This window comes from Streptomyces sp. CBMA123, from assembly GCF_014596465.1.
GTDB lineage: Bacteria > Actinomycetota > Actinomycetes > Streptomycetales > Streptomycetaceae > Kitasatospora.
The window spans coordinates 19,383-30,922 of record NZ_MECK01000637.1 but is presented as its reverse complement, the minus strand read 5'-3'; the positions used below and the strand labels follow the sequence as shown (position 1 = coordinate 30,922).

Below are 11,540 nucleotides of genomic sequence, written 5' to 3'. Positions count from 1 at the left end.
CGCGCGCCGCCCCCTCGGGGGTGGGCCCGGCGGTCCCGGTCGGCCGCGGGACCCGGGCCCGCACCCCGCGCCCCGCCCCCCCCCCCACCCCCGCACCGCCCCCCGGCGGCACCGGCGGAGCGACGGGACGCGGCGGGACCTGCCCACCTCCGGCGTACTGCGTCATGGCACCTCCCGACACCTCTCAGCGGGGACACTACACGGCGGCCCGGCGGCGGGCCCAGTCCACCGCCGGGCCGCTGAGCAGCCGTCAGAGCCGCTGACCGGCGATCCGAGCCGTCACCGCGAGGTGAGCTGCTCCGCCAGCGCCCGCAGCGCCAGCTCGTACGAACCGATCCCGAAACCCGCGATGGTGCCGGAGGCCACCGCCGCGATCACCGAGGTGTGCCGGAAGGTCTCCCGCGCGTACGGATTGGAGATGTGCACCTCGATCAGCGGCGCGGTGCGCTGCGCCGCGGCGTCCCGCATCGCGTACGAGTAGTGGGTGAACGCGCCCGGGTTGATCACCACCGGCACCTGCCCGTCGGCCGCCTCGTGCAGCCATTCCACCATCTGCTGCTCGGAGTTGGTCTCGTGGACCTCGACCTCGAAGCCGAACTCCCTGCCCAGTGCGGTACAGCGCTCGACCAGCCCGGTGTACGAGGTGGCGCCGTAGACGTCCGGCTCGCGGCTGCCCAGCCGGCCGAGGTTGGGGCCGTTGAGCACCATCACCCTGGTCACGCCGAGACCTCCGCGTAGGCGGCGACCAGCAGGGACGGGTCGGGGCCCTCCAGGACGGAGGTCTTGCCGAGGCCGTCCAGGACGATGAAGCGGATCAGGTCGCCGCGCGACTTCTTGTCGATCTTCATCGCGTCCAGCAGCTTGGGCCAGGCGTCCGCCCGGTAGCTCAGCGGCAGGCCGACCGAGGCCAGTACGGTGCGGTGGCGGTCCGCCGTCTCGTCGTCCAACCGGCCCGCCAGGCGGCCGAGTTCGGCGGCGTAGACCATGCCGATGGAGATCGCCGCGCCGTGCCGCCACTTGTAGCGCTCGTTGCGCTCGATGGCGTGGCCGAGGGTGTGGCCGTAGTTGAGGATCTCGCGCCGGCCGGACTCCTTGAGGTCCCCGGAGACGACGTCGGCCTTGACCTGGATGGCCCGGCGGATCAGCTCGACGGTGTGCGGGCCGGCCGGCGTCTTGGCGCCCTCGGGGTCGGCCTCGATCAGGTCGAGGATGGCCGGGTCGGCGATGAAGCCGCACTTGATGACCTCGGCGAGGCCGGAGACGTAGTCGTGCTTGGGCACGGTCTCCAGGGTGCCGAGGTCGGCCAGCACGCCCACCGGCGGGTGGAAGGCGCCGACCATGTTCTTGCCCTCGGCGATGTTGATGCCGGTCTTGCCGCCGACGGCCGCGTCGACCATGCCGAGCAGCGTGGTGGGCATGGAGATCCAGCGCACCCCGCGCAGCCAGGTGGCCGCGACGAAACCGGCCAGGTCGGTGGTGGCGCCGCCGCCGAGGCCGACGACGACGTCGCTGCGGGTGAAGCCGGTCTGTCCGAGCACCGACCAGCAGTACGCGGCGACCTCGGCGCTCTTGGCCTCCTCGGCGTTCGGCACCTGGAGCCCGATCGCCTCGTACCCCTCGCCGGCCAGGTCCTCGCGGATGGCGTCGGCGGTGGCGGCCAGCGCCTCCGGGTGGATGATCGCGACCCGCTTGGCCCGTGTCCCGATCAGCGGCGCCAGTTCACCGAGCAGCTGGTGCCCGATCAGCACGTCGTACGGGTCGTGGCCGGCGCTGCCGCCGACGTGAATCCTGACGGTGGTGTCAGTCATGGGGGGTCTTCAGCTCCAGTGCTTCCAGTACGGCGTCCGCGACCTGCTCGGGGGTGCGGTCGGCGGTGTCGACGACGGCGGTGGCCACCTCCAGGTAGAGGGGGCGGCGGGCCTCCATCAGCTCGCGCCAGCGGGCCCGCGGGTTGACGGCCAGCAGCGGGCGCGGGGCGTCCAGGCCGACCCGCTTGACGGCGTCGCCCAGGGGGACCTCCAGGAAGACCACCGGCAGCTCGCGCAACAGCTCGCGGGTGGCCGCGGCCAGCACGGCGCCGCCGCCGAGTGCCAGCACTCCGCCGTGTTCCCCGGCGGCCGCGCGCACGGCGCGGACCTCCAGCTCGCGGAAGTGCGGCTCGCCCTCGTCGATGAAGATCTCCGGGATGGGCTTGCCGGCCAGCGCCTCGATGTCGGCGTCGGTGTCCCGGAAGCCGACGCCCAGGCGCTCGGCCAGGGCCCGCCCGACGGTGGACTTGCCACTGCCGGGCGGGCCGACCAGCACGATGACCGGAGAAGTCATCGGATGATCAGGTTGTCGAGGTAGCCCTGCACATTGCGACGGGTCTCCGAGACGTTGTCGCCACCGAACTTCTCGTTCACCGCGTCGGCCAGCACCAGCGCGACCATCGCCTCGGCGACGATCCCGGCCGCCGGCACCGCGCAGACGTCCGAACGCTGGTGGTGCGCCTTGGCCGGCTCGCCGGTGCGCACGTCCAGGGTCTGCAGCGCCCGCGGCACGGTCGCGATCGGCTTCATCGCGGCGCGCACCCGCAGTACCTCGCCGGTGGACAGCCCGCCCTCGGTGCCGCCGGAGCGGCCGGAGGTGCGCTTGACGCCCTCGGTGGTCGGGACGATCTCGTCGTGCGCCTTCGATCCGGGCACCCGGGCCAGCTCGAAGCCGTCGCCGACCTCGACACCCTTGATCGCCTGGATGCCCATCAGCGCGGCGGCCAGCCGGGCGTCCAGCCGGCGGTCCCAGTGCACGTGCGAGCCGAGGCCCACCGGCACGCCGTACGCGAGCACCTCGACCACGCCGCCGAGGGTGTCGCCGTCCTTGTGGGCCTGGTCGATCTCGGCCACCATCGCCTTCGAGGCGTCCGCGTCCAGGCAGCGGACCGGGTCGGCGTCCAGCCGGGCCTCGTCCGCGGGCAGCGGCAGCACGCCGGCCGGCGCCTTGGCGGCGGCCAGCTCGACCACGTGGCTGACGATCTCGATCCCGGCCACCTCGCGCAGGTACGCCCGGGCGACGGCGCCCAGCGCGACCCGGGCGGCCGTCTCCCGGGCGCTGGCGCGCTCCAGGATCGGCCGGGCCTCGTCGATCGAGTACTTCTGCATGCCGGCCAGGTCGGCGTGGCCGGGCCGGGGGCGGGTCAGCGCCTCGTTGCGCGCCAGGCCCGCCAGCACCTCGGGGTCGACCGGGTCGGCCGACATGACCTGCTCCCACTTCGGCCACTCGGTGTTGCCGACCATGATCGCGACCGGGCTGCCCATGGTCAGGCCGTGCCGGACACCACCGAGGAAGGTCACCTCGTCCTGCTCGAACTTCATCCGGGCCCCGCGGCCGTAACCGAGCCGACGGCGCGCCAGCGCGTCGGCCACCACGTCGGTGGTGACCGGTACACCGGCGGGCAGGCCTTCCAGCGTCGCGACGAGTGCGGGGCCGTGCGACTCCCCCGCCGTCAGCCAGCGCAACGTACCCAACGGAGCTCCTTCATCAGCGGGCCGGCCCACGGCACCGCCGCGGCCCGCCCGAGCGTGCCTTCCGTCCGAATCCTTTCATGACCCGGCGGCACCCGGTGGCACAGTCCGCGTGACGGACGACAACCGGTCACACGGCGAAACGACCGGGCCCGAGCCGACGGGCTCAGCGCCCGGCCAGTGCCCGTTCCCCGGCCGCGCGCATCGCCGCGAGCGGCCCGGGGGTGCGCCCGGTGAAGGCCTCGCTCTGCAGCACCGCCTGGTGGACCAGCAGGTCCAGCCCGCCCAGGACGGTCGCCCCACGCTCGGCGCAGGCGGCCGCCAGCGCGGTCGGCCACGGGTGGTACAGCACGTCGAACAGGGCGCCCGGGGCCGCCGGCAGCGCGCCGGCGAAGGCGTCGGTCGCCCCGACCGGCGTGGTGGAGACGGTCAGCGGCCGCTCCAGCGCCTCGGCGCCGCGCTCCCAGTCGGCGGTGCGCACGGGCACGCCGAGCCGCTCGCCCAGTTCGGCCATCTCCCGGGCCCGCTCGGCGCTGCGCACGTAGACCGTCACCTCGCCGGTGCAGATCTGGGCGAGCGCCGCCAGCGCAGAGGACGCGGTGGCCCCGGCGCCCAGGACGGCGGCGGCGGACACCTCACCGATGCCGCGCTCGCGCAGGGCGTTGACCAGCCCGGGGACGTCGGTGTTGTCCCCGGTGCGCCGCCCGTCGGCGGTGAACACCACGGTGTTGACCGCGTCCACCGCGCGGGCCGCCCCGCTGACCTCGTCCAGCAGCGGGATGACCGCCCGCTTCAGCGGCATGGTCAGCGACAGCCCCGCCCACTCGGCCTCGTCCAGTCCGGCGAGGAAGCCGGGCAGGCCGGCCTCGTCGACCTCGAAGCGGTCGTAGCGCCAGCCGTCCAGCCCGAGCGCCGCGAAGGCGGCCCGGTGCAGGTCCGGCGAGAGCGAGTGGGCGATCGGCGAGCCGAGGACGGCCGCCCGGTGCTTGCTGGTCAACGCTGCCTCTCCGTGAACGACGTTTCGGTGACGGCTACTTGGTGGTGCAGTGCAGGCCGACCTTGTCGAAGCCCTGGCCCGCCGCCTTGCAGTACGCCTCGACGTTGGCCGCGTGCTCCTTGTCCGTCTCGGCGAAGAGGGTCTTGGTCGGGGACATCGCGATGAAGTACAGCCACTTGCCGTCCGCCGGGTTGAGCACCGCGTTGAGCGCCTCGTCGCCGGGGTTGGAGATAGGCGTCGGCGGCAGGCCCGGGTTGATGTAGGTGTTGTACTTGTTGGACCCGTCGTTGATGTCCTTCGACGTGAGTTCCTTGCGGCCCAGCGAGTACTGCAGCGTGGTGTCCATGCCGAGGGTGTGGCGCACGGCATCGCTCGCCAGACGGTTCTGGATGGTCCTGGCCATCTTGGCGAAGTCGTCCGGGTTGTTGCCCTCGCGCTGCAGGATGCTCGCCTCGATGAGCACCTCGTAGCCGTTCTTGAGGCCTGCCTTGGAGGCCTGGCCGTCCAGGTTCGCGTACTTGTCGGTGGCGTTCTTCACCATCTGCTTGAGCAGGTCCTCGGGCTTCATGCCGTCGGCGATGTTGTAGCGGGTCGGCCAGAGGAAGCCCTCGATGTTGCCGTTCGCGTACGCCGGCAGCCCGAGGTCGTTGACCTGGGCCTTGGCGATGCCCGCCGTGGTGCCCTTCTGCAGCTTCAGCTTGGTGTCGATGATGGCGTAGATCTCGGAGGAGCTCTTGCCCTCCGGGAACACGATCGCCGCGCCGCCCGCCTGGTCGAGCAGTTCCTTGACCGCGGCCGCGGCCGGCATCTCCTTCTTCAAGGTGTAGAAGCCGTACTGGATCGTGCCGCACTTCGGCTCGGCGTCGCAGGCCTTGGTGAAGGCGTCGACGCTCTTGACCACACCCGCGGCCTTCAACGTGGCGCCGATCTGACCGCCGACCGCGCCCTGCTTGACCTCGACCTGGACGGAGCCGGTGCCCTCACCGGTGAAGTCCGGCGGCGGACCGAAGTGGTCCTTGTAGAAGCCGTAGCCCCACCAGCCCGCACCGCCGAGCAGGCCGAACAGCACCAGAGCGACGACCAGGCAGGCGCCGCTGTTGCGACGGCCCGCCTTCTTGCCGCTCTCCTTGCGCTTCTTCTTGGCCTCGCGGGAGTCGTCCTGCTTCCCGAGGAAGCCGCTCTCCTCGGCCTCGGCGTGCTCGTCGAGGTAGACGTCGTCGCCGTGCCGCTCGGCCTCGTGGTGGCCGTCCCACTCCTCGGCCTCGGGCTCCCGCGCCCCGCCGACCGGGCCGGCGCCCGCCTCCAGCGCGGCGGCCTCGGCCTCCCAGTCGATCCCGTCCGGGCCGGGCCCGGCGGGCGCGGGCGCCGCGGCCTGCTGCTGAACCTGCTGGGGAGCGGCCCGCTGCTGCACGGGCTGCTGCTGGACCTGCTGCTGCACCGGCATCTGCTGCTGGGGCATCTGCTGGTGCGGATAGCCCTGCTGCGGCATCCCCTGCTGCATCGGCATCTGCTGCTGGGGGCCCCCCATCTGCTGGAGGTGGCCCTGCTGGGCCATGCCGTGCTGCTGGTACCCCTGGTCGAAGCCCTGGTCGAAGCCCTGCTGGGGCATCTGCTGCTGCGGATAGCCCTGCTGCTGGTACCCCTCCGGGTATTGCTGCTGCATGCCCGGCTGCATCTGCTGCTGCGCGTACCCCTGCTGTACGTCCCCGTACGGCTGCTGGCCCTGCTGGCCCTGCTGCGGGTACTGCTGCTGCCACTGGCCGTCCTGCTGGCCGGGGACCGGCTGCTGGCCGCCGTACCCGGGATCACCGGGGTGCCACGGCTCGCCCTGGGGGCCGTAGCCCCCACCCAGATCGGTCATTGATCCCCTTAACCGACGGTGACGACCGGAGGATCGGACCGGCCGTCCGGGACGACGCAGTCCCGGCTGATTCTCGAACCGGCGTGCTAGCGCAGCGCCTGGGAGGAGACGTTACCGTACCGCAGCCGTACCCCCGCCCGGGCGGACGCACTGTCAGTGAGCGACCTCACGCTCGGCGTACGGGGCTGTCACGGTGCGGTCGCCCCCGGGGCCGGGGGTGTCTCGGTGGCCGTGCCGGAGGCCGGGGTGCTCGGCTTGGCGGCCCGGGCGGCGTTGAACTCCGCGACGTTCTTCTGCTGCACGTCGAAGCTGTCGGTGAAGCGGGTGTCGCCCGGCTTCACGGTCACGAAGTACACCCAGTCCCCGGGCGTCGGGTCCAGGGCCGCCATGATCGCCTGCCGTCCGGGATTGGAGATCGGCGACGGCGGGAGCCCCGGGTGCAGGTAGGTGTTGTACGGGGAGTCCAGCTTGGTGTCGGTGACCGTGGTGTTCAGGGTCGAGCGGCCGAGCGCGTAGTTGATGGTGGAGTCGAGCTGCAACGGCATGCCCTTCGCCAGCCGGTTGTAGATGACCCGGGCCACCTTGCCCATGTCCTCGGTGTTGTCGGCCTCGCCCTGGACCATGCTGGCGACGGTGACCAGTCCGTAGAGGCTCTGCCCGAGGTTCTGCGCGACGACGTTGGCGTCGTCCCGGCTGAACTCCTTCCCCGCTCGATCGACCATCTGCTTGAGCAGCTCCAGCGCGGTGGTCCCGTCGGTGACGGCGTAGGTCGCCGGGAACAGGTAGCCCTCCGGGCTGCCGTTGGCGAAGTCCGGCAGGCCGAGCTCGGCGCTCTGCTCCTTGGCGGCCTTCTGGGTGGTGCCCTCGGGCAGGTTCAGCTTCTTGTCGATCGCCGCGTAGATCTGGTAGCCGCGCCAACCCTCGGGAATGGTCAGGCCGTTGGCGTTGGCCGGGTCGATCAGGATGGAGAGCGCGGCGGCGGCCGACATCTTCTGCTTCAGCGTGTACGTCCCGGGCTGGATCCGCCCCGCGGCCGCCGCGCTCCCCTTCGCCGCCCGGGTGAAGGCGAGCGAGCTGGCCACCACCCCGTTGCGGACCAGCGCGGAGGCGATCTGGGACAGGCCCGCCCCTTCCGGCACCGACACCTGGACGCTGCCGTTGCCCTGCCCCGTGTAGTCGGCGGCGGCCGAGGGCTTGCGCTGCTGCTGGAGCCAGGTGTAGCCGGTGAGCCCGATCCCGCCGAAGACCGCGATCAGGGCGAGGGCGGTGAGCGCGCAGGCCAGTCCGTTACGCCGTCGGTGCGGATCCGGCGCATCGGAGCGCGGCCGGGGCGCACCCGGAGGACGGCCCTCCGGCTCCAGCACCGGCGCACCCAGGTGCCCCGGGGTGAGACCCGGGTGGAAGTCCTGGTCGATCATGGCTCGCGGTCCCCTCGGCGGTCCCGAATCGCTGAGAATCGTTCCCGGTCGTTTCGGATCGATCCATAGCGACCCGAAACGGACAGGGAAACGAACGAAAGAGGGGTCCGTGCGGACGCGTCCGCACGGACCCCTCTTCGGGACGTTAGATCAGGCCGGTCAGCCGACCGCCTCGACGCTCTCACCGGGCGGGCGTCCGCTCACCCGTTCGGTCTCAAGGGCGCTCTGGAGGATCACCACCGCGGCGGCCTGGTCGACCACCGAGCGGCCCTTCTTCGCCTTGACCCCGGAGGCGCGCAGCCCGTGGGTCGCGGTGACGGTCGTCATCCGCTCGTCCACCAGCCGCACCGGCACCGGGTAGAGCCGGTTGGCCAGCCGCGAGGCGTACGCCCGGACCTTCTCCGCCGCCGGGCCCTCCTTGCCGCTGAGCGACCGCGGCAGCCCGACGACCACCTCGATCGCGTCGTACTCCTCGACGATCGCGGCGATCCTGGCCTGCGACTTCACCCCGGCCGGGACGGTCTCCACCGGAGTGGCGAGCACCCCGTCGGGGTCGCAGGACGCGACCCCGATCCGGGCGTCGCCGACGTCGACGGCGATCCGCCGTCCACGTCGGAACGGGGGCCTCCAGGGCCCCTCCCCGATCTCCATCAGCTGGCGCGCTCCGCGACCAGGCCGCGCACCGCGGCGATGGCCTCGCCGACCGCGGCCGGGTTGGAGCCGCCGCCCTGGGCGACGTCGTCCTTGCCGCCACCGCCGCCGCCGAGGGTCTTGGCGGCGGTGCGGACCAGCTCGCCGGCCTTGATGCCGCGGCCGCGGGCGTCCTCGTTGGTGGCGATCACGGTCAGCGGGCGGTCGTTGGCCACGGTGAACGCGGCGACCACGGCCGGGCGGGCGCCCAGCCGGCCGCGCACGTCCAGGACCAGCTTGCGCAGCTCGTCCGCGCCCACGCCGTCGGCCACCTGCGCGGCGACCACGGCGATGCCGTGCACGTCCTCGGCCGAGTCGGCCAGGCCCGCCGCGGCGGCCAGCACCTTCTCGGCGCGGAAGCGCTCGATCTCCTTCTCGGCGTCCTTGAGCTTGCCGAGCATGCCCGAGATCTTCTCCGGCAGCTCCTCCGGGCGGCCCTTGACCAGCTCGGTGAGCTGGGCCACCACGGTGTGCTCGCGGGCCAGGAACTTGTACGCGTCGACGCCGACCAGCGCCTCCACCCGGCGCACGCCGGAGCCGATCGAGGACTCGCCGAGCAGCTTCACCAGGCCCAGCTGGGCGGTGTTGCCGACGTGGGTGCCACCGCACAGCTCCTTGGAGAAGTCGCCGATGGAGACGACCCGCACCTCGTCGCCGTACTTCTCGCCGAACATCGCGATGGCGCCGGCCTTGCGGGCCTGGTCCATCGTCATGACCTCGGCGGTGACCTCCAGCTCGCGGCCCAGCACGTCGTTGATCTTCTGCTCGACGTCCACCAGCACGCTGCCCGGAACGGCGGCGGGCGAGCCGAAGTCGAAGCGGAAGCGGCCCGGGGCGTTCTCGGAGCCGGCCTGGGCCGCCGTCGGGCCGAGCGCGTCGCGCAGCGCCTGGTGGGTCAGGTGGGTGGCCGAGTGGGCGCGGGCGATCGCCCGGCGGCGGTCGGTGTCGATCGTGGCGTACGCCGAGGCGCCGAGCACGACCTCACCGAACAGCACGCCGCCCGAGTGCACAATGACGCCCGGGACGGGCTGCTGCACGTCGCGGATCTCGACGACCGCGCCGGACTCCAGCCGGATCCGGCCGTGGTCGGCGAGCTGGCCGCCGCCCTCGGCGTAGAACGGGGTGCGGTCGAGGATCAGCTCGACCTCGTCGCCCTCGGAGGCGGCCGGCGCCGGAACGCCGTCCACCAGCAGGCCGACCACGGTGGCCTCGCCCTCGGTCAGGGCGTAGCCGGTGAAGACGCTCGCGCCGGACTTGTCGGCGACCTCGCGGTACGCAGCGACGTCGGCGTGGCCCATCTTCTTGGCCTTGGCGTCCGCCTTGGCACGGTCCCGCTGCTCCTGCATCAGGCGGCGGAAGCCGGCCTCGTCCACCTGGAGGCCCTGCTCCTCGGCCATCTCCAGGGTGAGGTCGATCGGGAAGCCGTAGGTGTCGTGCAGCTTGAAGGCCTGGTCGCCGGAGAGCACCGCGCCACCGGACTGCTTGGTCTCGGTCACCGCGGCGTCCAGCAGGCTGGTGCCGGCCTTCAGGGTCTGCAGGAAGGCCACCTCCTCGGCGACGACGACCGTCTCGACGCGCTTGCGGTCGGCCTCCAGCTCCGGGTACTGCGGGGCCATCGCCTTGATCGCGACGTCGATGAGCTCCTTGGCCACCGGCTCGGTGGCACCCAGCAGGCGCATGTTGCGGATGGCACGGCGCAGGATGCGGCGCAGCACGTAGCCGCGGCCCTCGTTGCCGGGGGTGACGCCGTCGCCGACCAGCATCAGCGCGGTGCGGATGTGGTCGGTGACCACGCGCAGCGAGACGTCCGCCTTGTGGTCGGCGCCGTAGGTGTGGCCGGTGAGCTCGGCGGCGCGGTCGAGGATCATCCGGCTGGTGTCGATCTCGAAGAGGTTGTCGACGTCCTGCAGGATGGCGGCGAGGCGCTCCAGGCCGAGACCGGTGTCGATGTTCTTGCTCGGCAGGTCGCCGAGGATCTCGAAGCCGTCCTTGCCGTCGCCGTGGCCGCGCTCGTACTGCATGAAGACCAGGTTCCAGATCTCCAGGTAGCGCTCGCCGTTGACCGCCGGGCCGCCCTCCTCGCCGTACGCGGGGCCGCGGTCGTAGTTGATCTCCGAGCACGGGCCGCACGGGCCGGGCACGCCCATCGACCAGAAGTTGTCCTTCATGCCGAGGCGCTGGATGCGCTCGGACGGCACGCCGATGACGTCACGCCAGATCTGCTCGGCCTCGTCGTCGTCCTTGTAGACGGTGATCCAGAGCTTCTCCTTCTCCAGGCCGTAGCCACCGTCCGCGACGGGAGTGGTGAGCAGCTCCCAGGCGAACTTGATGGCTCCTTCCTTGAAGTAGTCACCGAAGGAGAAGTTGCCGCACATCTGGAAGAAGGAGCCGTGCCGGGTGGTCTTCCCGACCTCCTCGATGTCCAGGGTGCGCACGCACTTCTGGACGCTGGTGGCGCGCGAGAACTGCGGCTTGACCTCGCCCAGGAAGTAGGGCTTGAACGGCACCATGCCGGCGTTGACGAGCAGCAGGGTGGGGTCGTCGGCGACCAGGGACGCCGACGGAACGACGGTGTGGCCGCGCTCCTCGAAGAAGCGCAGCCAGCGGCGGCGGATCTCAGCCGACTCCATTAGTGGTCCTTCCGGTTCGTTCCGCCCCGCGGCAGGGCTCGGCGGGGCGTTTCTTCAATGGTCTGAGGGGTGGTGCGGCCCCCGCCGTCAGGCAGGGCGCGGGCGGGGGGCAGGGCGGCGGCCGGGCGACCGGGCGCCGCCGAGATAGCTCGGTACTGCGGCTCGCCGCGCAGGACACGGCGGGTGCGGTGGCTGTTCCGGGGCTCCGCCACGGCGGTGCCGCGCAGGCCGAGGTCGTCCTTCAGCTGCTCCTCGCGCTCGGCCATGCCGGAGCGCACGTCCTGGGCGAACTGCTTGGCGAGGTCGCCCAGGTGCAGCGCACCGCGCGCGGCGGTGCCGGAGAGGCTGTCCGGGGTGAGCCGCTGCACGGCGCCGTTGGCCTTGTTCACAGCCCACACCGCGGCGCCGGCGCCGACCGCCATCCAGAAGATCCGTGCCATGCCG

Annotated in this window: 11 protein-coding genes; 1 reads left to right on the top strand and 10 read right to left on the bottom strand. The window is 72.3% G+C overall.

The features are described from left to right. Positions 1–279 precede the first annotated feature (279 nt). The 6 genes from aroQ to mltG (BG452_RS44375) form a co-directional block, all read right to left on the bottom strand. Positions 280–708 (bottom strand): type II 3-dehydroquinate dehydratase, encoded by a 429-nt coding sequence (gene aroQ / locus BG452_RS44400; protein ID WP_188310087.1) that lies wholly within the window; start codon positions 706–708, stop codon positions 280–282. 8 nt (positions 709–716) lie between these two features. Further along, on the bottom strand, positions 717–1,808 hold the full coding sequence (aroB, locus tag BG452_RS44395) for a 3-dehydroquinate synthase (protein WP_188310085.1): 1,092 nt from the start codon (positions 1,806–1,808) through the stop codon (positions 717–719). Further along, a complete protein-coding gene (locus tag BG452_RS44390; RefSeq protein ID WP_188310084.1) occupies positions 1,801–2,322 on the bottom strand; it encodes a shikimate kinase in 522 nt (173 codons plus the stop codon). The genes aroB and BG452_RS44390 overlap by 8 nt, the downstream gene beginning before the upstream one ends. After that, positions 2,319–3,503: a chorismate synthase gene (aroC, locus tag BG452_RS44385; RefSeq protein WP_188310083.1), complete on the bottom strand. Its 1,185-nt coding sequence runs from the start codon at positions 3,501–3,503 to the stop codon at positions 2,319–2,321. Before aroC ends, BG452_RS44390 begins: the two co-directional genes overlap by 4 nt. Before the next feature lie 163 nt (positions 3,504–3,666). After that, positions 3,667–4,497, bottom strand: a complete 831-nt coding sequence (locus BG452_RS44380) for a shikimate dehydrogenase (protein WP_188310082.1) — start codon at positions 4,495–4,497, stop codon at positions 3,667–3,669. 34 nt (positions 4,498–4,531) lie between these two features. Beyond that, positions 4,532–6,160 (bottom strand): endolytic transglycosylase MltG, encoded by a 1,629-nt coding sequence (gene mltG / locus BG452_RS44375; protein WP_188310081.1) that lies wholly within the window; start codon positions 6,158–6,160, stop codon positions 4,532–4,534. Here mltG (BG452_RS44375) and BG452_RS44370 point away from each other — a divergent pair. Next, positions 6,149–6,361 (top strand): hypothetical protein, encoded by a 213-nt coding sequence (locus tag BG452_RS44370; RefSeq protein ID WP_188310080.1) that lies wholly within the window; start codon positions 6,149–6,151, stop codon positions 6,359–6,361. The two genes, mltG (BG452_RS44375) and BG452_RS44370, sit on opposite strands and share 12 nt — an antisense overlap. A gap of 185 nt (positions 6,362–6,546) precedes the next feature. On the opposite strand, the gene mltG (BG452_RS44365) is transcribed toward BG452_RS44370, so the two are convergent. From mltG (BG452_RS44365) to BG452_RS44350, 4 genes are all read right to left on the bottom strand, one after another. Beyond that, positions 6,547–7,776 (bottom strand): endolytic transglycosylase MltG, encoded by a 1,230-nt coding sequence (mltG, locus tag BG452_RS44365; protein ID WP_188310079.1) that lies wholly within the window; start codon positions 7,774–7,776, stop codon positions 6,547–6,549. 159 nt (positions 7,777–7,935) lie between these two features. After that, positions 7,936–8,427: a Holliday junction resolvase RuvX gene (gene ruvX / locus BG452_RS44360; protein ID WP_188310078.1), complete on the bottom strand. Its 492-nt coding sequence runs from the start codon at positions 8,425–8,427 to the stop codon at positions 7,936–7,938. Next, positions 8,427–11,096 carry an alanine--tRNA ligase gene (alaS, locus tag BG452_RS44355; protein ID WP_188310077.1) on the bottom strand — a complete coding sequence of 890 codons (2,670 nt, stop codon included), beginning with the start codon at positions 11,094–11,096 and terminating at the stop codon, positions 8,427–8,429. The genes ruvX and alaS overlap by 1 nt, the downstream gene beginning before the upstream one ends. Beyond that, positions 11,096–11,536 (bottom strand): DUF6167 family protein, encoded by a 441-nt coding sequence (locus tag BG452_RS44350; protein ID WP_188310076.1) that lies wholly within the window; start codon positions 11,534–11,536, stop codon positions 11,096–11,098. Before BG452_RS44350 ends, alaS begins: the two co-directional genes overlap by 1 nt. Positions 11,537–11,540 lie beyond the last annotated feature (4 nt).